Annotated in this window: 17 protein-coding genes; 7 read left to right on the forward strand and 10 right to left on the reverse strand. The window is 63.7% G+C overall.

Annotated features, from left to right (window positions below):
• Nucleotides 1–16: 16 nt before the first annotated feature.
• From GSQ83_RS25300 to GSQ83_RS25325, 6 genes are all read right to left on the reverse strand, one after another.
• Nucleotides 17–1,231, reverse strand: a complete 1,215-nt coding sequence (locus tag GSQ83_RS25300; protein WP_158805615.1) for a DUF1232 domain-containing protein — start codon at nt 1,229–1,231, stop codon at nt 17–19.
• A 128-nt stretch (nt 1,232–1,359) separates the two neighbouring features.
• Nucleotides 1,360–2,571, reverse strand: coding sequence for a pyridoxal phosphate-dependent aminotransferase (locus tag GSQ83_RS25305; RefSeq protein ID WP_158805616.1), 1,212 nt, complete (start codon nt 2,569–2,571; stop codon nt 1,360–1,362).
• Between the two features lie 10 nt (nt 2,572–2,581).
• Entirely contained in the window at nt 2,582–3,784 is a 1,203-nt protein-coding gene (locus GSQ83_RS25310; protein WP_158805617.1) for a pyridoxal phosphate-dependent aminotransferase, read from the reverse strand.
• Between the two features lie 96 nt (nt 3,785–3,880).
• Nucleotides 3,881–4,357 carry a DUF6314 family protein gene (locus GSQ83_RS25315; protein WP_256367062.1) on the reverse strand — a complete coding sequence of 159 codons (477 nt, stop codon included), beginning with the start codon at nt 4,355–4,357 and terminating at the stop codon, nt 3,881–3,883.
• Between the two features lie 7 nt (nt 4,358–4,364).
• Nucleotides 4,365–4,934, reverse strand: coding sequence for a biotin transporter BioY (locus GSQ83_RS25320; protein ID WP_254065898.1), 570 nt, complete (start codon nt 4,932–4,934; stop codon nt 4,365–4,367).
• A gap of 174 nt (nt 4,935–5,108) precedes the next feature.
• Nucleotides 5,109–6,281 (reverse strand): acetyl-CoA C-acetyltransferase, encoded by a 1,173-nt coding sequence (locus GSQ83_RS25325; protein ID WP_158805619.1) that lies wholly within the window; start codon nt 6,279–6,281, stop codon nt 5,109–5,111.
• Between the two features lie 538 nt (nt 6,282–6,819).
• Here GSQ83_RS25325 and GSQ83_RS25330 point away from each other — a divergent pair.
• Nucleotides 6,820–8,976: a lipopolysaccharide assembly protein LapB gene (locus GSQ83_RS25330; protein WP_158805620.1), complete on the forward strand. Its 2,157-nt coding sequence runs from the start codon at nt 6,820–6,822 to the stop codon at nt 8,974–8,976.
• Nucleotides 8,973–11,531 (forward strand): glycosyltransferase, encoded by a 2,559-nt coding sequence (locus GSQ83_RS25335; protein ID WP_158805621.1) that lies wholly within the window; start codon nt 8,973–8,975, stop codon nt 11,529–11,531. The genes GSQ83_RS25330 and GSQ83_RS25335 overlap by 4 nt, the downstream gene beginning before the upstream one ends.
• 32 nt (nt 11,532–11,563) lie before the next feature.
• Here GSQ83_RS25335 and GSQ83_RS25340 read toward each other — a convergent pair whose 3' ends face one another.
• Entirely contained in the window at nt 11,564–15,043 is a 3,480-nt protein-coding gene (locus tag GSQ83_RS25340) for a tetratricopeptide repeat protein (protein WP_158805622.1), read from the reverse strand.
• A gap of 114 nt (nt 15,044–15,157) precedes the next feature.
• On the opposite strand from GSQ83_RS25340, the gene GSQ83_RS25345 reads away from it, so the two are divergent.
• The gene (locus tag GSQ83_RS25345; RefSeq protein WP_254065899.1) at nt 15,158–15,856 is read left to right on the forward strand and encodes an SDR family oxidoreductase; all 699 of its coding nucleotides are present in this window, start codon (nt 15,158–15,160) and stop codon (nt 15,854–15,856) included.
• Nucleotides 15,857–15,871: 15 nt separating this feature from the next.
• On the opposite strand, the gene GSQ83_RS25350 is transcribed toward GSQ83_RS25345, so the two are convergent.
• The 3 genes from GSQ83_RS25350 to GSQ83_RS25360 form a co-directional block, all read right to left on the reverse strand.
• Nucleotides 15,872–16,234 (reverse strand): response regulator, encoded by a 363-nt coding sequence (locus GSQ83_RS25350; protein ID WP_158805624.1) that lies wholly within the window; start codon nt 16,232–16,234, stop codon nt 15,872–15,874.
• A 171-nt stretch (nt 16,235–16,405) separates the two neighbouring features.
• Complete coding sequence (locus GSQ83_RS25355) at nt 16,406–17,206, reverse strand: BtpA/SgcQ family protein (RefSeq protein ID WP_158805625.1); 801 nt, start codon at nt 17,204–17,206, stop codon at nt 16,406–16,408.
• A 26-nt stretch (nt 17,207–17,232) separates the two neighbouring features.
• Entirely contained in the window at nt 17,233–18,075 is an 843-nt protein-coding gene (locus GSQ83_RS25360) for a DeoR/GlpR family DNA-binding transcription regulator (RefSeq protein WP_158805626.1), read from the reverse strand.
• A gap of 131 nt (nt 18,076–18,206) precedes the next feature.
• Between GSQ83_RS25360 and GSQ83_RS25365 the strand changes: the two genes are divergently transcribed.
• The 4 genes from GSQ83_RS25365 (at nt 18,207) to GSQ83_RS25380 (ending at nt 22,141) form a co-directional block, all read left to right on the forward strand.
• Complete coding sequence (locus tag GSQ83_RS25365) at nt 18,207–18,992, forward strand: SDR family NAD(P)-dependent oxidoreductase (RefSeq protein ID WP_158805627.1); 786 nt, start codon at nt 18,207–18,209, stop codon at nt 18,990–18,992.
• On the forward strand, nt 18,989–19,831 hold the full coding sequence (locus GSQ83_RS25370) for a carbohydrate ABC transporter permease (RefSeq protein WP_158805628.1): 843 nt from the start codon (nt 18,989–18,991) through the stop codon (nt 19,829–19,831). The genes GSQ83_RS25365 and GSQ83_RS25370 overlap by 4 nt, the downstream gene beginning before the upstream one ends.
• Before the next feature lie 52 nt (nt 19,832–19,883).
• Complete coding sequence (locus GSQ83_RS25375; RefSeq protein WP_158805629.1) at nt 19,884–21,176, forward strand: extracellular solute-binding protein; 1,293 nt, start codon at nt 19,884–19,886, stop codon at nt 21,174–21,176.
• A 101-nt stretch (nt 21,177–21,277) separates the two neighbouring features.
• Entirely contained in the window at nt 21,278–22,141 is an 864-nt protein-coding gene (locus GSQ83_RS25380) for a carbohydrate ABC transporter permease (RefSeq protein WP_216850564.1), read from the forward strand.
• Nucleotides 22,142–22,646: the final 505 nt, after the last annotated feature.

A 22,646-nucleotide genomic window follows, 5' to 3' on the forward strand; every position in this document is an offset into this window, starting at 1 on the left:
ACGTCAGAAAACCGTCTCAGCGGTGCGTGAGGCGCTCGGAGATTTGTGTCGTGATGGCGCGCGCGGCCGCTCCGCGTCTTGTGCTGAGCCACCATCTCCAATCGTCCAGCATCAGCGTCGTCGCGGCCGCGAGCCGGTGGCGGAAGGCGCGGTACGGCGGCTCCGCCTCCAGCAGGGTCACAGTCGGCGGTGTACGGCCACTCTTGTTCACGCGACTTAGTGTCGCCGCCAGCTCCATCTCGAAGCGGTTCCGCGCCCAGCGGATCAGCGCGTGGTCGTAGAGCAAATGCTTGTCGAGTTCATCAAGCAGCGCCGGATCCTCGACGGGTCGCTGCCGCGCGGTCGAGACGTTAAGGCGGTGATAAGCGATGTCCTGCCAGCCGAAGCGGTCAGCCATCAGCATGAGCGATTCGTTGAAGCGCTCAGCGCAGCCCACGATATCCATCGCGGTAAAGGTGGCTTTCGCCTGCTCCAGATGCGAGGCGTCGAGCGGACCACGCATGCAGTTTGTGGCAAACCGTACCTGTGGATTGTCAGCGTCCCAGCCGTCGAATTCCCGAAACCGGGCGATGAAGAGACGAACCGCTTCCGCCGATGTCGTGGGGTGGCCGAGCCGCGGAAGTTCCACGTCGAAAAAGCGTTGCGCCGCTGGGATTTCGTGACGGTGACGCAGCACATGGGCGAAGTGCGAGAGAACGACGGCTCGCGGCTCACGGAAGAAGGTGGTGAAGCGCGTCGCGCCCTCCACCCCGCCGGAGGCGAGATAATGGCCGTAGGGCGCGTGACCGGAAACAAGGGCGAAGCCGCGCCTTCGTAGCAGCCGCAGATCTGGGCGCGTCCGCCTCATCAGATAGCTGCGCCGATAACCAAGCCTGTCACTCAGCGCGCGAAACAGGCTGGTGCCGGCGGTCTTTGGACAGTGGCAGAAGACGATGGTAAAGGAAGGCAAGGCGGCCGGCGCCGGATGCCGGGATCGCACGGCCGAGACCTGCAGGGGCGGCACCAGCAGTCGAGCGAGGATCAAGCCGACCATGACAAAGGCCGCCTCGTCGAGATGACCGTAGTAAGGGATGCGATCCGGTATGAGGTCAACAGGGCCGAAGGAGTAGCCAACGCCGACAACCAAGGCGAGCTTCGACCAGAGGCACGACAGCGACAGGAGCACGCATTGAGCGAGGATGATTGCCTCGATCGCCAGGCGATAGGTTAGTCGTCTAACCGTCCAGCTCACAGCATCTAGCCATCCGGCGACCATTCCATTCCTCTACGACTCGGCAGCCCGCCGGACAATCACGCGAAGAGCATAGACGAAAATTAGTCGGGCGGGCCAATCGAGGCGAGAGCCAATGTGACAAATCGTTAGGGGCGATAGCCGAGTGCGCCACAGAACGCCGCCATCCGCCGGCAAGCCTCGGTCAAAGTCAGGTCGTCGGTGGCGTAGCTGATCCGGATATGTGGGCTCATGCCGAAAGCGCCGCCATGAACCACGGCGACATGCGCCTCCTCGAGCAAAGCTGTGGCGAAGTCCTGGTCGGTATCCAGGAGCCGCCCGCCGCTACTCCGGCGCCCGATGCAGCCGGCGATTGAGGGGAAGACGTAGAAGGCGCCTTCAGGGGCGACGCAGGTGACGCCGGGCATCCAGTTGAGCGCTTCCACGACGAGATCGCGGCGGCGGCGATAGGCGGCGACCATCTCGGCGACCATATCCTGAGGCGCGTCGAGCACGGCGGCGGCCGCAGCCTGGCCAACGGTCGAGATGCCGGAGGTCGCGTGGCTCTGCACAAGCGCCATGGCCCGTATGAGCGGCAGGGGGCCGCCGGCGAAGCCGATGCGCCAGCCGGTCATCGCGTAGGTCTTGGAGACGCCGGAGACGACCAGCGTCCGGTCGGCAAGCTGCGGCGCGATCGCCGCGATGCTGACGGAACCCTCGCCGTCGTAGCGCAGGTGCTCGTAGATCTCGTCGGCGAAGATCCAGACGTGAGGATGCCGTTCGAGGACTTTCGCAAGCGCCGCGAGATCCTCCGGTGCGTAGGCGGCGCCGGTTGGGTTGTTCGGAGTATTGAGCAGGAGCCACTTGGTGCGGGGCGTGATAGCCGCTTCCAGGTCTTCAGCGCGCAGGCGGAAGCGGTTGTTTTGGGGACAGCTCACGAAGACGGGCCGGCCGCCGAGAAGCTCTGCCGTCAGAGCGTAAGAGGACCAGTAGGGCGTCGGGATGATGACCTCGTCGCCCTCGTCCAGCGTCGCGGCGAAGGCGTTGAAGATCACCTGCTTGGCGCCGTTGGAGACGAGGATTTGCTCGATGGGGAAATCGAGCATCTGGTCGCGCTGGAACTTGCGGCGAACGGCCTGTTTCAGCACCGGCAGCCCATCGACCGGCGGGTATTTGGTCTGGCCGTCCAGCGCCGCGCGATGCGCCGCCTCGATGGCGACCGGGGGCGTCGGGAAGTCGGGCTCCCCGATCGCCAGCGAGATTACATCGAGGCCTTCGGCCCGCATGGCGCGGGCGCGGGCCGACATCTGCACCACTGCTGCGGTTTCCGCGCGGCCGAGGCGGGAGGCGAGGGCGGCCATTGGTGGCGCCCTACTTCAGGCCCTCACAAAACCGCTGGATGCGCTCGCACGCCTTCCGCAGTGATTCGGTGTCGGTCGCGTAGCTGATGCGGAAATGGCCGGGATAGAGAAAGGCCGCGCCATGCACGGCGGCGACGCCTTCCTCCTCCAGCAGCGCGGTCACGAAGGCTTCGTCGTCCGAAATCGCCGTACCGCCCCGGCTGGTCTTGCCAATGCAGCCGTGAATGGACGGGAAGACATAGAAGGCGCCTTCGGGCGTCGCGCAGTTCAGGCCCGGTGCCTTGTTGAGCATTCCGACAACCAGGTCCCGCCGCTCCCTATAGACCGCTACCATCTCCGCGATGAAGCTCTGGTCGCCGTTCAGTGCTTCGACCGCCGCGGCCTGGGCGATGCTGCAGGTATTCGAGGTCGACTGGCTCTGCAGCTTGTCCATTGCCTTGATCAGTGCCACCGGACCGCCGCAGAAGCCGATGCGCCAGCCGGTCATGGCATAGGCCTTGCTGCAACCATTCATGGTCAGCGTGCGGTCCTTAAGCTTCGGCTCAACCTCGGCGAGGGTGGCGGGTTTGAAGCCGTCATAGACCAGCTTCTCATAGATATCGTCGGTCATCACCCAAACGTTTGGATGCCGCAGCAGCACATCGGCGATCGGCCGCAGCTCCTCGGCCGAGTAAGCGGCACCGGTCGGGTTGCAGGGGCTGTTGATCATCAGCCAGCGGGTGCGCGGGGTGATCGCGGCTTCCAAATCCTCCGCGCGGAGCTTGAAGCCGTTGTTCTGGCTGCAAGGAAGAACGACAGGCACGCCATCGGCGAGGGTTACGATATCGGGGTAGCTCACCCAGCACGGCGCCGGAATGATCACCTCATCCCCGGCGTTCAGCGTGGCGACCATGGCGTTGTAGATGACCTGCTTGCCACCCGTGGAGACCATGACCTCGGACGGCGAATAGTCGAGCCCGCTGTCCCGCTTGAACTTGGCGGCGACGGCCGCCCGCAGCGCCGGCGTGCCACCGACGTCGGTATATTTCGTGTCGCCATTCTCGATGGCGCGGATCGCCGCGGCCTTCACATTGGCAGGCGTATCGAAATCGGGCTCGCCAGCAGAGAGGCTGATGATGTCGCGGCCCGCGGCCTTCAGCGCCCGCGCCTTGGACGAAATGGCGATGGTCTGGCTGGGGCTGATGCGGTCGAGACGTTCGGCGGTCAGGCTCACGGCGCGAATACCTTTGCTGATGGCAAGCGCGGCGGACCCTACTGCCGCGCGCGACCGCGCCGCAATTGCAGATGGCGCAGGGCAGCGGTGGAGCGGCTAGACGATCCGCCCGGGTTGAGCTTTGCGCCGGTAGCGGCTGGTGATGAGTTGTTGTTTGCGGGGGCCGGTGATCCGCCAGCTCAATAGCCACTGGTCCGGGCCCAGCAGGCGGTAGCGGCCCTCATAGAGGTCCGGTTCGCAATCATGCCGGACGCAAGCGCTACCGTTCCGGAGTTCCAAGTGGTGGAACGGTCTGCCGTCCTCGAAAGATACCAGAGCCGTGCCGGCGTCGGTGAAGCGGAAGACATATCGGCGGATCGCCTCGCCGAGATAGCCGCCGAGCGTCATAACGCCCCGCTCCTCGAAGAGCAGAGCGCCGTCGAGGGGGAAAAATCGCGCGGTGCCTGAGAGCCGCATGCACGATCCTGGTCCACAGCCCCAGCCGCGCCGCGTCAATTGCCACGAGCCGAGGAAGAAGCCGGCTAAGTCGGAGGCCGCGTGGCTCGTCGGCTCCCATGCCACGCGGGCACTCATGGGGCGTTTAGCGCGCCGGGCGCCGCAGGAGGGGGCACGCAGCTGTTGCGAGGGCGAGCTTGACCGCCTCGGCAGGCAGAAATGGCAGAAGTCCGAAGCCCAGGCTCTTCGCCGGCCCGAACAGGACAGCGAGCCAGGCGACGCCTGGGGCGTAGATCAGCACTTCGCCGAGAGACAGGACGGCGACCGTGCGGATCCAGCTGCGGGTGGCGCCGCGATCGGCCATAGTGCCGACGGTCCAGGCGGCCAGCACGTAGCCGAGCAGATAGCCGCCGGTCGGACCAGCCATATAGGCAAGACCCGCACCGCCCTGAAACACCGGCAGGCCGCAGGCGCCTTCCGCGATATAGGCGAGCACGGTGGCGGCGCCGAGCCGGCCGCCGCAGGCGAGGCCGATCGCCAGCACCACGAAGCTCTGCATGGAAAGCCGCACCGGCCAGAATGGCACCTGCACATGTGCGGCGATCGCCAGCAGCGCGCTGCCGATCGCAACGGCCGCGATCCGCTGGGTCCAGCTACCGCCGATAAGGGGCTTCGCCGGAAGGTCGAGAGGTCTCGTGATGGCTTGGCTCGGCACGATCTATTCTCCAGGGTTAGCCGGAACGCTAGCACACGCCCACTCGACAGTCTTGGCCAAGACTGTCGTGTGCGTTGCGCTCCCCCGCACGCCAGGATGCAGACAGTGGGTGAGCCGAACCGGCCGCCGCCCCCCGCGAGTGCCGCAGACGAGAAACCTTTCTGTCCCTTGCGACTACCGCTCCACGGCCATCGCGACGCCCATGCCGCCGCCGATGCAGAGCGTGGCGAGCCCCTTGTGCCCGTCGCGCTTCTGCAACTCATGCAGCAGGGTCGTCAGCACCCGGGCGCCCGAGGCGCCGATCGGATGGCCGATCGCGATGGCCCCGCCGTTGACGTTCACGCGGCCGGTGTCCCAGCCCATCTCCTGGTTCACCGCATAGGCTTGCGCCGCGAAAGCCTCATTGGCCTCCACCAGATCGAGGTCACTCGCCTTCCAGCCGGTACGCTCCAGCACCTTGCGTGAGGCATAGATGGGCCCGGTTCCCATTACCTTGGGATCGACGCCAACCGTCGCGAAGCCGGCGATGCGGGCGAGCGGTGTAAGCCCACGGCGCGCCGCTTCCTTGGCGGACATCACGACCAGGGCCGCCGCACCATCATTCAAGCCCGAGGCATTGCCAGCCGTTACGGTGCCATCCTTGCTGAAGGCGGGACGCAGCTTCGCCATTCCCTCGACCGTCGAATCATGGCGGATGTACTCGTCGTCGCTCACGATGATATCGCCCTTGCGGCCCTTTACGGTGACCGGAACGATTTCGTCCTTGAACCGCCCGCCCTTCTGCGCCGCACTGGCTTTCTGCTGGGAGCCGGCGGCGAACTGATCCTGCTGCTCGCGCGTGATCTGGTATTGAGTCGCCACGTTCTCGGCGGTGGTGCCCATGTGGTAGCCGTTGAAGGCGTCCCACAACCCGTCCTTGATCATGGTATCGACCAGGTTCAGGTCGCCCATCTTCTGGCCCGCGCGCAGATAGGCGCAGTGGGTCGACTGGCTCATGCTCTCCTGGCCGCCAGCGACAATAATATCGGCCTGGCCGGTAGCGATCTGCGTCGCCGCGAGTGCCACGGCGCGAAGGCCCGAGCCGCAGACCTGATTGATCCCGAAAGCAGTGCGCTCCTGCGGAATGCCGGCGAGGATGGCGGCTTGCCGTGCCGGGTTCTGCCCTTGGCCCGCTGTCAGCACCTGGCCGAGGATGACTTCATCGACCTCCTCGGGGGTCAGCCCGGCGCGTTCCAGCGCCGCCTTGATGGCGACCACCCCGAGCTGGTGCGCGGGCACGGTCGCGAAGGCGCCGTTGAAGCTGCCGACGGGCGTCCGTGCGGCGGATACGATGACGATGTCTTCCATGAGCGTCCTCCCCAAAGCTTGCCTGATGCTGCCGCATCCCTGGCAGCTCCTGGACGTTATTTAGGCGTGCTGGGCGCGCTCCACCATAGGCGGTGGACATGGCTGCCGGGCAAGCGAAAGGCGGCCGTTGAGCGAGACGGGCGCGGCCTGAACCCCACAGACAGGACTAACGGTCGTCCCGTTTGAGGCAAATGAGAAATCCAAAGCCGCCGCCGTGTCTGAAAATCTTGATCGCGCTCGTTGATTCCGTGACGTCGAGCGTCACGCGGAAATCAGTCCAAATAGTCGCGAGATAGATCCTAGGGCCCGGAATGATGGGAGTTTTTCGCTCCAAAAAGACGAAGTTGACACAAGGAGCTTCGGCGACGCTAGAGCCACAACTTCTGATTTCGTTACGATTGACGTAAGGTTACCGCCTGTCCATGATGCGGGCATCGACGCGCAAAGGACGAGAGTGACGATACGTGGGAAGTTGGAAGGCGCCTCCGCGGGAGTGCTCCGAGGATGGGCCTGGGACACCGCCGCGCCGGAGTTGCGCTTGAACCTTCAAATCCTGATTGATGGTGCTGTGGTCGGCCAGGTTGCCGCTGATCGGCTGCGGAAGGATCTAGAACATGCGGGGATCGGCAGCGGCGCACATGGTTTCGAATATCTGCTCCCGGCGCAATTCCGCGATGGCGACACGCATCGCATCTCGCTGCGTCTTGTCGATGACGCGAACGCCACAACGATCTCGGCCATCGTGGCGGCGTTGGAGAGCGGCGCGCATACCATCGATGGCCGGGTTGAGGGACTTAAGGGCCGCCATATCAATGGCTGGGCCTGGGATCGACTGAATCCGCAGAAACGGCTGGAGATTCTTGTCGAAAGCGACGGCGTCACGATCGGAAAGCTGGTCGCGGATCGCTACCGCAATGATCTTCGGCAAGCCGGCATCGGGAACGGGCATTACAGCTTCAGATTCTCCCTCGATGCTACAACCCGCCCGGTTCTGCCCGGCGCGAACCTCATTTTCCGGGCGACGACAGACGAGGACTACGGTGATCACGAGATCGGCGCGCTGACCTTGCCCGCGGATTGGACCGAGGTCGCGCAGAGCACGCTCATTGAAGCGCCACCCGTTCAGGCGGTCGCACCTTGCATGACTCCAGACAAGATCACCGACAGCGAACTTATCGCCTTGGCGATCGAGGCCGAGCGAGCGAAGAACTACACCGAGGCCGCCGCCCATCTCGATGCCGTGCTATCGCGTAAGCCAAAGAGTTTCGACGCCCTGTTCCGGCGCGCGCGTATCGCACGGGCGAGCAATGATCTGACGACGAGCCGCGAGTTTGCCTTGCGTGCAATGGAGGTGCGGCCGGCCGATCCGTGGCCGGCGGCGCTTCTCGCGCGCGTCGCTGATAAGGAAGGCCAGCGGGCGCTGGCGCTCGAGTATTGGAACCGGGTGCCGAAGTCGCATCCGACCTATCTCGAAGGACAGCAGGCGCGGGCTCGGCTATTGCTCGGCATGGAGCGGCCGGATGAGGCGCGGCTCTGCCTCGAGGATGTGATCGCTCAGGATCCTCTTCTCGTTCCGCCACGGCGCGTGCTCGCGCAACTGCTGCACGACATTGGCGAACGGGCTTCGTCCAGGATCAAATGCGAGCAAGTGTTGCATCTCGTTCCAGACGACAGCAAGACACTTGCCCTGCTTGCGGCGCTTAGCGATCGCCGTGTTGCTCCCGCCGTCGCCATCACGCGGCGCTACCGCAATCCGCTTACAGCAAGGATTCCTGTGGTTTTGGCGACGGGGAACCGCTTGGCGGATTGTGTCTTGGCCGGTCGCCTGATCACTGGCCTCGCCGAGCATTTCGATTGCAGGATCGAGGTCGTGGTGCCTTGGTCAACGCCTGCCGCCGACTTCATCCTGGGGGCGCATCCTTCGGTGGCGGCGCTTCATGCCGTGGAGGATGTCTGGGAACGCGCGGAGGTTGGTTTCGTTCTGCCGGAATATGTGATGGCGGGCGAGGATGTTCCGCTACCGGATTGTCGGCTGCTCTATAACTACACCGACATGCGCAGCGTGAAGTCGGCGAATCCGGAGATCCGGTATCGCGGCTATACCGCCTGGCTCTCCGAGATTTGCGATCTGGCGTCGGGTGCCTGTCCGGCGCCTCTCGAACGGAATTCGGAGGCTTCGCGGTCCGAGACCGTTTTGTTCGCGACCGGCAAGAACCCTTTGCCCGAGGGGTGTGACCTGGCATTCGATCCGCGAGAACCACTCCGCGTGTTGGATCTTGATATGCTGGGAGTCGAAGCTGTTGCGGCGGCTATCGACGAGGCTCGCGCGGTGATTTGCGCCGATGAGGATACCGCGATCTTCGCGATTTCCCGTGGCGCCCCGGTGGTGCATCTGTCGCGACATGGCGCTGATGTTACCAGCTGGCTGAAGGGAAGATCCATTTCCGTTCCGGTGAGCACCCGGGCAGAGCTTCGCGGCGCGATCTTGCACGCACTCGCCGAACTCGCACCACGCGCGGCGCTGGCGCCCGAGCGGCTGGAGATTGTCGGCGTGGCGTTTGAGGAGACCGGCATTGCGGACCAACCGGCGGCGGCCAGTCTCCCGCAGTCTCAAGACGCAAAACCTGCCACGAGAGCAGGCCGTCGCCACAAGGCACCTAGACATGAGGGAACGCTGGTGGAGCTGCACGCGTGAAAATCCTGCTGATCAATCAGGAGCACGCGGCTTTCGGAGGGCCTGGTGGCGCCGAGCGCTCGGTTCAGAGCATTGCCGACCATTTTGTCAAGGCGGGTCATGAGGTGACCTTCCTGTGCATGGCGCGTCGCGTCTATATGCGGGATATGCCTGAGAGCGGCCTTCACTCGGTGCGCGATCTCGGCGGGGTGAAAACCATTCTGGTCGGGCGGCCCAACCCCGCCGCCACCCATGCCGATCTGCTGCTTCCCGTTATCCTGTCGGAGCGGCCGGATATCATACACACCAATGTTTTTCACCGGGCGCCGCAATTGTGGCGCACGATGGCGCCGCTCGGCATTCCGGTGTTGCACACGCTTCGTGAATACAAGCTGATGTGCGATCGCAATCTGTTCGACGGCGCGCGGGATTGCGGGGAGCAGTGCGGAACCTGCGAACTTGGCAGCCAATTCGCCTTGCAGATGTCGCAACACGTCGATGGGGTGGTCGGAATCAGCTCCTTCACGCTTCAACGACATCTGGCGAAAGGATTTTTCGCGAAGGCTGCTGTCGCCCGCGTGATTCCGAATTCATACCGTCCGAAAAATATACCTCGAACAAGAGTGGCGCGAGCCGTTGGAGCGCCGATCCGCATCGGCTTTCTTGGCCGCCTTCATGCCAGCAAAGGCATCAACCTCATCATCGATGTGATGAGCAAGCTGCGGCCCGACGCGGCAAGTCTGATCATGGCCGGAGATTTGCAGGATCCGGAGATTGCAAGCCGGATCCAGGCGTTGTCGGCGACACATGACGCACGTTTCATCGGTTTCGCCGATCCTGAACAATTCTTCCCGAAGATCGATGTGCTGCTCGCGCCATCGATCTGGCATGAGCCTTTTGGCCGCATCACGATCGAGGCTTTCGCCCATCGTGTTCCGGTCATCGCGACGAATCGCGGCGGCCTTCCCGATACCGTCGCGCATGGGGAGAGCGGTTGGATCTTCAATCCGGATCATCCGCAACAGCTCGCCGAGATCATCGAGGGTTTGGCGACCACGACCGAGGAACGGCTGGAGGAGATGCGCGACGCAGCACACGCGGCCGCTCAGCACTATGTGCCGGAGATTGTGGGCGAGCGATATCTGGCGACTTACCGTGAGCTGATCGAAATCAAGGCAAAAACGACTTCGCTCACCGTCAAGCGGCTTCGGGGCGTCTATGAGCGTGATGTCGCGCGCGCCGAGGTGGAGCGGAGCTTCAAGACGAACTTGCCGGCCCGCATGCGCCGGCCGTTGAAAATTCTGGTGATGACGGGGGAGTTTCCGAAGCTGTCCGAAAGCTTCGTGTTGAACCACATTACCGGCTTGATCGACCTCGGGCACGACGTTCGCGTTCTGCACACGCGGCCGAGCCGCATGGATCAAATGCCACCGGAATATCACAAATATGGACTGTCCGAACGTTCGACGATGCTGCAGCCGCCTGAGCGGCAGATTTTGGCGATCAACCAATTAGTGCGGCCGGGCCGTGTCCTGGCGGCCAAGCTACCATCGCTTCGCGCGGGGAGTGCTGATTCCCTGGGTGAACACGGCGAGACGCTGGAGATGGCGCGCGATCTGTTGCAGCGGTCCAACGAGACGATCGCCGATTATCACGCCGCTCATATCATTTCGCGTACTGCCGCCGATGTGGATTTGGTGCATTGCCATTTCGGGCACCGGCCCAAGGTGGTCTTCCGCTACATGGATCTTGGCGCCTTCAGCGCGCCGGTGGTTTGCTCGTTCCATGGGATCGATGTCTCGGCGCATATCCAGCGGTTTGGCACGTCCCTGTATGACGACATCAAGCGGCGTCTCCACAAGGCGCTTCCGGTCAGCGAGTTTTTTCGTGAGCGACTTATCTCGCTGGGCTTCGAACCGAAGGATGTGCAGGTTCATCGCGTCGGTATCGACACGACGAAATTCAGTTTCGCTCGTCGTCATCGAGAGGAGGGCGAAGCGCTCAACATCATCTCGGTCGCACGTCTGGTTTACAAAAAGGGGATGGAATACGGCATCCTCGCGGTTGCGAAGGCGATGGAACGGCGTCCGGATCTGAGACTTCGCTACTTGCTCGTGGGTGAGGGCGAGGAGAAGGGAAAGCTGGAGGCGTTGGTTGCATCGCTCGATATAGGCCGGCATGTCTCGCTGCTCGGCGCTCAGCCCCATGCCGAAGTGACGCGGCTCATGGCGACGGCGCATGTCATGATGGTGCCCAGCGTCACCGGCCCGGACGGCGATATGGAAGGCATCCCAACGGTCGCGATGGAAGCGATGGCGACGGGTCTGCCGGTGCTCTCGACATTCCATAGCGGCATTCCGGAAGCGGTGGTAGATGGCTATACGGGCCTGCTTTCCCCCGAGCACGATGTCGAGGCCCTCGCGAGCAACATCATCTATCTTTACGACAACCGGGATCTAGGTCCGCAGCTTGGGCGGCAGGGGCGAGCGCATGTCATGCTCGAATTCAACATTGTCAAGCAGAACCAGAAAGCGCTCGAACTCTACGAGAGGATCGTGACCGGCCGCGAGGATTAGCGGGTCGCTTGCTTCGGGAGCGTCTGGAGGTGTTATCCGGCGCGTCGTGCAGCCAGATCCGCGTCGTGTCGTGTCGTGTTTTCGCGGGCTCCGCCATATGCCGTGTGGGACCAGTGCTTCTGCGATTTCTTGTGCGACGTGCGGCAATGCAAGGATGCGATCCGGTAGAGGTCGTAACGCTCCAGAACCAGCACGTCGCTTAGCCAGGCTGTGCAGTCTGTACCCGCCGCCGCGACCTGCTGGACGAAGGCGCGCGTGATGAGCCCCGGACCGGTCGAGAACCACAGGAGATCGGTGTCGCCTCGATTGGTGGCAGTCACCGCCGTGCTCAGCGCCCAGCCGATCAGGGGCATCCGCGGTGTCACGCCCATGATGTTGTTGCCGAGCGTGCCCCATTGTTCTTGTCCGAAGAAGGCACGTGTGGAGGACCGTACGAGCGACGCGAACGGTGCGACCGCGCGATCATCCATATCCGCCCAGAAGCCGCCTTCCATCCAGAGATAGGCGAGGCGGAAGATATCCGCTCGCTTCGCCGGCTCGGAGGAGCGTGCATAGGCAAGCCTTATAGGCGGCGGGAAATTGGCTTCCAGGAAGCGGGTTGCCGTCTCGTGGCTGAACAGCCGAACCTCGTGGTCAGGGTTTAGGAGACCCCAGCTTTGGTGCAGCGCCCAGAGGTCCGGCGGTGGTTCCATCGTATCCCAATATTGGCCGATGGTCGGCGGGATCAGCGGAGTGCTGGCAAGGGGCGCGTCGTCCTCCCCGGATTGCCGGTCTAAAAGCCCCGCCTCGCGTAGCGCGATCACCATCATCGTCGCGGTCGGGATATGGTCCGGGCGGTGGCGCGCGAGCTCGGCGAGGGCGGCGATGCGCTGTATGGGCGGTAGCGGGCGCAGAGCTCGGAGATCGGCGAGCGCGGCGGGGTCGAGGGCCAGTTCGTTGCAGAGTTTGCCGAGGAAGTTCTGCGACGCGTTGGGCGATTTTCCATGCAGCCGCTTGGCGGCTAGAAGCCCGGCCGCATGCGCCTGGAGATGCTGTTGCGCCTTTGGCAGGTCCAAGATGAGGAGCCGGAAGCGCAACGCATCCGCGAGTCCCGGCAGGCCTACAGGGTCGGTCTCCATTGCGGCTTCCGCATGGGTAATCGCATCCTCCAGCCGATGCTCGCGCTCCGCGAGAAGCGCCTCGCCTTGCAGCACCCGGCCGCGATTGGCGGCCGTAGCGGCTGCAGCACGATCCAGGCAGAGACGAATCTCCGCTGGTGTGCCGATCAGCAATTCGAGGTGCAGACCCTGGAACCATAGTTTGAAGTCGCGCGGATGAGCGAGGCGGGCAGCTCGGGATTTGGCCAATGCTTCCTGCCATCGCCCACTATGGCGCAGGCGAGTGATGCGTTCGGCCGTGAACTCCGGCAGAGGGCCGAATTCGGTTTCGGCCTCGGCGAGAACGGCTTCGGCCTGGCTCAGGTGATCGAGTTCGTAAAGCGCACGGCTGAGATGGAGTCTCGCCTGTGCCAGCCCCGGGTAATGCGAGGCGATGCGCTGCGCCAGAACAAGCGCGCCGTCGCGGTCGCCGAGGAGCCGCAGGCGGTCGAAGGACATCGTGAGCGCGCGCAGATGGTTGGCGTTCAGACCGAGCGCGCGATCGAGCAGGGCGACAGCATGTTTCGGCTGGCCGAGTGCCTGATACTCGGTCGCCATCTCGACGATGAGATCGGCATCGTCGGCTTTCAACGCCGCGGCACGCGAAAAAGCCGCGAGTGCGAGGGCGCGGTCGCCAGCGCGACGGTGAATGATGCCGATGGTGCTTTCCGCCGATACAATACGCGCAGGATCCTGGGATCGCAGTCGCCCGGCCACTTCGAGAGCCTCGGCGTAGCGGCCCTGGTCGCGCAGGGTGACGACGAGTTCTTGAAGTGGCTCGGCCCGCGCTGTGGCCATGACATGGGCATGGCCGAAGCTGACGAGGGCGGCTTCGGTATCGCCATCCCGTCGCGCCAATGCCCCGCGCAGCATGAGGGCGGCGTAGTGGTCCGGCAGCCGGGCGAGAATGTCGCGCGCTTCCTGTATCCGCGCGGCATCCCGCAGCACTTTTGCATAGCCGAGGACGAGCTCAGCGTGTTCGGAATGCACAGCGAGCGCCTTCTCGAAGGCGGCTAGCGACGCCGCTCGATCGCCCACCGCGCGATGGTGTTCCGCAGTCATGAGCATGGCCTGCGGGTGGCGGCCGTCGATCGCGAGCGCCCGGTCGAGCAGGGCTTTCGCCTCTTCCAATCGGCCGAGCGCCTGGCATTCGGTCGCCATCTCGACTGGCCAATCGGCGTTGCCGGGCGCGCTGCTCGCGAGACGAGTGAAGGCACTGAGGGCGCCGGCGCGATCCCCGGCGCGACGCTGATTCAGCCCGATGATCCGCGTCGCTGCCGTCGCCTGATCCGGATCCAGCGCCCGCAAGCGTTCGACCACCGCAGCCGCTTCAGCGAAACGCCCTTGGTCGCGTAGCGTGACGATAATCTGGGCGAGCGGTTCGGGACGCGCGGGGGCCAGGCTGTGAGCATGTTCGAGGCAGGCGATGGCGGTGTCGATCGCCGCCATCCGCCGGGCCGCCAGGCCGCGCATCAGAACAGCGCCGTAGTGATCGGGCAGGCGCGCGAGAATGGCGGCCGCCTCATCGAGCCGCCCGGCGTCCCGCAATTCCCGGCCTAGACCCAGGATCGCCTCGGCATCAGCGGGATCCGCCGCCATTGCCGCCTGAAAACAGGCGAGGGCCGCAAGCCCGTCGCCCTGGCCGCGATGATGGTTCGCTGCGGCGATCAATGTTGGAAGATGGCGGCCGTCGATCGCCAGAGCACGGTCGAGCAGGGCGATCGCCTGTTCCGGCTGCCCTAGCGCATCATGCTCGGTGGCGGTTTCGATCAGCAGATCTAGGTTTTCCGGGTTGGCGGTTAGGGCCTTGGCGAAGGTGGCGAGTGCACCATGGTGATCGCCTTCGCGGCGCTGGGCGGCGCCGATGCCACGCTCGGCCACAAGCGCCACGGCCAGGTCGCGCTGCCGCAGGCGCCCAGCCACTTCGAGAGCTTCCGCGTAGCGCCCCTGGTCGCGCAGTGTGACAACGAGTTCGTTGAGGGGTTCCGGCCGGTCCCGTGCCAGGACATGAGCATGGCCGAAGCTGACGAGCGCCGCTTCGATCTCCCCGAGCCTGCGAGCCACCGCGCCTCGCATCATGCGGGCCATGTAGTGATCGGGGAGGCGGCCGAGTGCCTCAACCGCCTCCGCGAGTTGCCCGGTGTCCCTGAGGGTTCGGGCAAGTTCGATGACCGGTTCCGGCCGATCGGGATGGGCCCGGAACGCGGCCTCGAAGCCTGCCAGCGCGATCGCCTGATCGTCCTTGAGCCGGGCGCAGAAGCTCACGCCCATGAGCGCGTCGAAATCCCTTGGCGTATCGGCTAGGATGCGGCGGTAGTGATTTTCCGCGGAATCAAGCTGGCCGCGCGCGCGCAAGGCATGTAGGCGGTTGTACATGCCTTTATATTGCAGATTCGATATGAATTGGAAAGCGCCCGAGGGCCGTGCCGTGCCAATCCTCGCCCATTGTGGCAGACGGTGCAGGGCACCGTGGTTTCGGGGGTGAGTGTCTTGACGAAAGTGGTTCTGGTCACTGGAGGCGCTGCTGGCATCGGCTTGGGCGTCGCGCGGCGGATGACGGTGGAAGGGTGGCGCGTGGTGATGGCGGATCGCCAGCCGCCTTTCGAAGAGATAGCCGGCGCGCGCTTCGTCGAGGCGGACGTGTCCGAAGAAGCGGCGGTCGCGACGCTCGTTGACGGAATCCGCACGACGGAAGGCCGCCTCGACGCATTCGTGAGCAATGCAGGCTTCATGAACCGCAAGCCGATCCGCGATCTCACGCTTGCCGAATGGAATGCGGTGCTGGCGACGAATCTCACCAGCACCTTCCTTCTCGCCAAGGCCGCGGAGGCTTTGCTGTGTGAGACGCGTGGCACGATCATCACGATCGCCTCGACCCGGGCGCATCAGTCGGAGCCGGATACGGAGAGCTATGCGGCGTCGAAAGGCGGCCTCGTCGCGCTAACTCATGCGCTCGCGGTAAGTCTCGGGCCTGCAATCCGGGTCAATTGCATTAGCCCCGGCTGGATCAATACCAAAGACGAGCCTTTACGGCCGGAGGATCACGGCCAGCATCCAGCCGGGCGGGTCGGCCGCGTGGAGGACATCGCGTCGCTCGTCTCCTGGCTCATTGGGACGGACAGCGGCTTCGTGACCGGAGCGGAGTTCGTGGTGGACGGAGGCATGACCCGGAAGATGATCTACACCTAGCGCGTCGCACTTGCCTCAGGCGGCGAGGGCTATGCGCACTGCCTCGATCAGCCGGCTCGGTTTGTAGGGCTTCACGAGCGTGGAAATCCGGCCGCCCTGTAGTTCGTCGGCGTCCAGCGCATCGGGCCGGCCTGTGGTGTAGATGATGGGAACGTTGGGGTGCCGCCGGCGGACGAAACGGGCCAGGGCGATTCCGTCCGTCTTGCCGGGCATATGGATGTCGGTCACGAGAATGGTAAAGAACGGAAAGGGAACATCGACCATCGAGAGTGCAGCGTCGCCGCTTTCGGCCTGTTCAACCTCAAAGCCCGCATCCACCAATTCTTCGGCCATGATGGTACGGATGAGCCATTCATCCTCAACGAGGAGAATGCACATCAGGCGACGACCGCCTCATTGACCGAATCATTTTTCATAGCTGTCGCGAGAGATGCCAAGTGAAGGAGTATTTGCAACCCTTCCAGGCCTCCCGCCAAGTCAGTTTAGCGCGAGCAATGAGCCAGTCATGTGTCGCGCCTGGCGGGGAGCACGCCCGCTTCGTTGCGAATGTCAGGCACGCAGTGTGCCGACTAAGTCCATGAAGCGCTTCACTCTCGTCGTGTCCACCGCGTTCCAGGTATGGCCATCGACCTTGAAGTGAGTGCCCACCACGCAGCCGTCGGCGACACTAAGGATATCAGCCACATTGCCGATATTGACACCCGTATTGGCGAGCACGGGCACGTCCTTCACGACCGCGCAGACGGCATTTAGATCCGACTGTTCGGTCGCCTGACCGGTGATCGGGCCGGAAACCAGGATCGCATCAGCCAGGGAGGAGAAAACCGCGCTGCGCGCCCGGAGCCCGAGCGGCCGGGTATCCAAGGGGGCGGCGAATTCGGCATTGATGTTGAAGAGCAACTTGAGGTCCCGCACACCGAGGTCGCGCCGCGCACGCAGGGCGCCGTCACAATCCGGCACCCAGAGCCCCATATCCGAGGCATAGACGCCGGTGAAGATCTCCCGCACGAAGCGCGCGCCGGTGGCCGCCGCGATGGCGACGCTCGCGACCGGATCCCAAAGGTAGTTGACCCCGAAGGGCCGGTCGATCGCGGGCTTGACCGAGGTCACTACGGCGCTCATCGCGGCGATGGAAGCGACCGGCGCTTTCAGGGAATAGGGCCGGTCGTTCTCGTTGCCGAACATGACGGCGTCGACCCCGCCGGCCTGCAAGGCCTCCAGATCCGCCATCGCGCCGTCGATCAATGCGCGCATGCCGCCGCGCTCGTCATAAAGCGGCGTCCCCGGCAGAGCGCCGATATGGATCATGCCGATCACGACCTTCTTCGTGCCCTCGAAGAAATCGAACATGCCGTCGTCCTTGTTGGCTGCTGGGGTTAGCTGGCGGCGCGGGAAGGCGCGATGATGATCTCCGTGCCGGCTTGCTCCAAGGCAGCGCGGATCTCCTCTGGCGGCGCGGCGTCGGTGATGAGCGTGCCGATCGGCGTGAAGTCGCAGACGCGAACGAAGGAGCGCCGTCCGAATTTGCTGCTGTCGCACAACACCGTGACCGCCTCGGCGCGTTGGATGAAGGCACCCTTCACCTCCGCCTCGGCTGGCGCATAATCGTAAATGCCATGTTCGTCGATGCCGGAGGCGCCGAGGAAGACGCGGCACATCCAATGCCCCGCGAGTTGTTGCCGCGTGATGCTGCCGCAGAGCGAGCCCTCGCGCGGTCGTAGCTGGCCGCCGAGCATGAAGACCTCCGGCTGAACCGGGGAGGCCATCGCCAGTACGGCTTGCATACTATTCGTCACGATCTCGATCCCTGCGAGCGGCGCCAATTCAGCCGCGAGGCAGGCGACGGTCGAGCCGATGTCCAGGCCAATCACGTCGCCCGGCTGCACCTGGGCCGCCGCCGCCGCCGCGATGTCCTGCTTAAGCTGGCGGTTGAGATCGCGACGTGCGGCAAAAGAAGGTTCCACAGGCACCACGGCCGGATGCTCGACCGCGCTGGTGGCGCCGCCATGCGACCGGCGCACCAGCCCGTCCCGCACCAGCGCTTCCAGATCGCGTCGCACGGTCATATCGGAGATCCCGATCCCCTTGGCGAGGTCGGTGACCGAGACGAAGCCCTGCCGCGTGATGAGGCGGTAGATCGCGTGGCGCCGCGCCTCCGCTGGACTGGCCGGGAGTATGCCGAAACTTTGGCTGGGAAGTAACGCCGCTCGCTCGCTCATGCAGGAATCCTTAACCGACTAACGAAGTGCATACAACACAATCGAACAAAAATAACCACAAAGCTGGTGGAAAATGTTTGACGCCTTGTTAACGGCTGGTATGAGTCAGGGACTTTCGCGCGGGAGAAGACATGCACCCTCTAGGCCAGGATCTTGCGGGGAAGACCGCGCTCATCACCGGCGGCGCAACCGGTATCGGCCGGGCGATCGCCGCAGCCCTGGTGGCGCATGGCGTTCGGGTTGTGATCGCCGACATCAATCTGGACGCGGCAACCGAAACTGCACGGCAACTGGCGCCCGACGCCCTGGCTGTTCACATGAATGTGACTCAGCGCGCCAGCGTCACCGCCGGTTTTGATGAAGTGCTGGCCAAAGCGGGTGGCTGCGATCTGCTGGTTGCCAATGCCGGCGTCTCCTCGATGAAGCCCGCGCTCGACCTCACCGACGAGGACTGGGACTTCAACTTCGACGTCAACGCGCGGGGCGTCTTTCTCGTCAATCAGGCGGCTTGCCGGCACTTTGTCGCCACTGGCACCCAGGGCGCCATCTGCAATACCGCCTCGCTGGCCGGCAAGGTCGGTGCGCCGCTGCTCGCGCATTATTCGGCGAGCAAATTCGCGGTGCTCGGTTGGACCCAGGCATTGGCGCGGGAGATGGCGAAGCACGGCATCCGCGTGAACGCCGTTTGTCCCGGCTTCGTGCGCACGGGCATGCAGTCGCGCGAGGTGATCTGGGAGGCTGATCTGCGGGACATGACGCCGCAGGAGGTCCTCAACGAATATGTCGCCCTCACGCCGCTTGGACGGCTGGAGGAGCCGGAGGATATCGCGGGGCTCGTGGTGTTCCTGCTGTCGGACGCGGCGCGGTTCATGACAGGCCAGGGCGTCAACGTCACCGGCGGCGTCTACATGGGATGAACGGGGTCGTCGTAGCGGGCAGGGCGGCCGGGCTGAGGCGTCATCGTCTGCTGCCGCACCTCGTTCTCGTGGTTTTTTCGCTCTACATCTTGTTGCCGCTGCTTTGGGTGCTGCGCACCAGTTTCGTGCCGGAAGCCAGCGCCTATGCCGCCAGCCTCTTTCCGAGCTTCACCTTCGGTAACTACGCATCGCTGTTCAGCGAGGACAGCGACTTTGGCTCCTCGTACATCAACAGCCTGGTCGCGGCCGGCGGCGCCACGCTGATCGCGCTGCCTTTCGCGGCGATGACGGGTTATGCCTTCGCGCGTTTCCGTCTCGGCGGTCTGGCGGGACGTTTCATGGTGCTGGCGACGCAGATGCTGCCGCCGGTGGCGCTGGTCTTGCCGGTCTTCACGTTGTTCCGCGCGGTGGGCCTGACCAATTCCGTGCTTGGCCTCGTCATCGTTTATGCTGCGCTGAATTTGCCATTCTTGAGCTGGATCCTCATGGGATTCTTCGAGGGCGTGCCAGCCGATTTGGAGGGCGCAGCGCTAATCGACGGCGCGACGCCCTGGGGCGCTTTCTGGCGGGTGGTGATTCCGGTTTCGCTGCCAGGCCTCGCCGCCGCCGCGACGCTTGGCTTTATCCTGGCCTGGAACGAGTTTCTGTTCGCGCTGGTGCTGACGGGTCCCGACACCGCGACCGTGCCGGTGACGCTCGCCGCACTGCAATCCTCAAATGGGGTGGAAATCGCGACGATCTCGGCGGGTGTCGTGCTGGCCGTGCTGCCGCTCGCGATCGGCTCGCGCTTTATTCAGCGCTTCATCGTGCAAGGCCTTACCTTCGGGAGCGTGAAGTGAGCGCTGCCGGCCTTGCCGCTGTTCTTCTCGAAACAACAGAAAGGGACGTCCGATGCGCCGCAAACTGAAGACCCCGCTTCTCGCTGCTTCTCTGACCGCTTTTCTCGGGCTCGGCCTGCATCAGGTGCAGGCGAAGGACATCACGCTGCATGCGCTGATGGAGGATGTGCCCGAGACGCACATCATCGAATCCATGCTGCCGGAGTTCCAGAAGGAAACCGGCATCAAGGTCGAGTTCCAAAAGCTCGTTTATTCCGACATGCATGACAAACTGGTGGCCCAGCTCACTGGATCGAGCAGTTTCTACAATGTGCTGGAAGTCGATTTCCTCTGGGCCGGCGAGTTTCCGGCCGCTGGGTGGCTGCAGCCTTTGCAGCCGATGGTCGATGCCTCGAAGTTCGATCTCGCGCCCTTCATCCCCTCGATGATCGACCTCGTCGGGAAGAACCAGGGCACGTTGTATATGATCCCCATGTACAACTACTCGATGGGGCTGATCTACCGGACCGACCTGCTGCAGGATCCCAAGCTGCAGGCAGCCTATAAGGCGAAATACAACACTGATCTCGCACCGCCGAAGACCTTGGCGGAGTATGTGCGGATCGCGAGCTTCATGAAGGACCAGGCGGGCATTGCCGGTTCCGCGATGCAGGGCCAGCGCGGCGATCCGAATGCGATGGAGTTCTCCAATTATCTTTTCTCGTCGGGCGGCCGGTATCTCGACGATCAGGGACATGTGGCGCTCGACAGCCCTGAGGCGCGGAAGGCGCTGACGTTGTATGTCGATGCCATTCAGCATGCGGCGCAGAAGGGTGCGTTGTCGGCAACGCTTGACGATACGCAGCGACTCATGTGTTCGGGCGCCGCTTTCAGCTTCGTGACCTATTGGTGGATGCTGCCGCAGGTCAATGATCCGAAGGCTTGTCCCAAGGTCGCGGGCAAGCTTGCCATCGCGGTGATGCCGGGCGGCCATGGCGAAAGCGGTGGCTGGGGGTGGGGAATTCCAAAGAACGAGAGTCCGGCTTTGCAGAAAGCGGCCTGGACCTTCATTCAGTGGGTGCAGGGCGAGAAGATCTCCATCGCCCGCGCGATGGAGGGCCATGCCCCGGTTCGCAGCGACGTCTACCAGAATGCGGACGTGCTGAAGAAGTATCCGTATTACAAGGAAGCCGAGCAGGTTGTGGCGACGGGCATGGCCTTCCCAGTATTCCCGTATTCGGCGCAGTATGAGGATGTTCTCGGCACGCAGCTTTCCCTCGCCGCGTCTAATCAGACGGATGTGGATACCGCGGTGAAGAAAGCGGCGAACGGGCTGGCCGATCTGCAAAAAAAGGCGGGACAGTAGACGCATCCGCTCTCGATGACCATTGAGCTAACGTGTCTCGTGTCTCGGCGCTCCTCTCCCTTGTCGGGAGAGGAGGCGGCCGCGGGTCTGGATCGTCGCGCGTGAAGACACGGCTGACCGGCTGGGGTTTCGCCTTTCCCGGTGTCGCCTTGATCGCGCTGGTGATGGGCTTTCCCGTTGTCTATGCGGGGGTTTTGGCTTTCTCCTCGCTGACCTTTCTCCATGCGCGGCTGACGCCCTTTAAGGGCTTCGCCAATTTCGCCACCATCTTCGCCGATCCGCTGTTCTGGAATTCGATGAAGACGACGGTGGAATATTCGGTCGCGACCGTCGGGGGCGAGTTCTTCCTCGGCCTTGTCGTCGCGGTCATGCTCAATCAGGTCGTGAAGATGAAGGCGGTTTATTTCGCCATCCTGACGATCCCGATGGCGATGTCGCCGGTCAGTGTCGGACTGGTTTGGCATATGCTGTTGCAGCCGAACCTCGGCATCACCAATACGCTGCTGGAGAGCGTCGGCATTCCAGGCGTGGATTGGCTCGGCTCGACGCATCTCGCCTTCTGGACGATTGTGGGCGTCGATATCTGGCAGCAGGTTTCCTTCGTTATCCTGATCCTGGCCGCCGGGCTCGCATCACTGCCTTTGGAGCCGCTGGAGGCCGCGGCAGTGGATGGCGCCAATGCGTGGCAGCGCTTCCGCTACGTGACGCTGCCGATGCTGCGGCCGGTCGCGGTGATCGCCATCATCATCCAGCTCATCAACGAGTTTCGGACGTACGACCTCATCTATGTGCTGACGCGCGGCGGGCCGGGCGTTTCCACGGATGTGCTGAGTTTCTTCGCATATCGCCGCGCGTTCCTGGGGCTAGCGCTGAACGAGGGTTCGGCGATTGCGTTTGTTCTGTTGCTCATTGTGTTGGCGCTGACGACGGTGTTTTTCGTTTATACGAGCCGGCAGGGGCGTTGAGATTCCCTGCATAAGGGTTGCCGTCATCGGAGAATGACGTGTGAAACGCGTCTCACTATGAAGGCGTAGATGGAAAGGCCGCCGTTTTAGCGGAGATATCTTCCATCATGCCAGTCGTTTGCTTGGGTTTGTGTGGGTTGTAGTCAGCTACCGGGACCTCAAGAAGTTTTTGCGCTACGGGCGCGCCTGATGCCAGCTCCTCGACGCTGCGGAGATCTGCGTCGCGAAAGCGTCAGTTTATACGCGTGGGCTATTGATCGGGAAGCGCCTCGCCGTCTGCGTATCGCAGACGGCGAGGGTATCGGGGATGGTCTCACCAAGGCTGGAAGTTGCGTGGGGTCTGATACGTAGACGAACTATAGGAAGCCTGCGGCTGAGACGGCGGGGGCTGCTGGTAGGGCGTGGCGTACTGCTGTTGCTGGTACAGTACGGGCTGCTGGTAGGGCGTGGGGTACTGCTGCTGCTGGTACATTACGGGCTGCTGGTAGGGCGTGGGGTACTGCTG

Origin of the sequence: Acidisoma sp. L85, from assembly GCF_009765865.1 — a bacterium.
Taxonomy (GTDB): Bacteria; Pseudomonadota; Alphaproteobacteria; order Acetobacterales; family Acetobacteraceae; genus Acidisoma.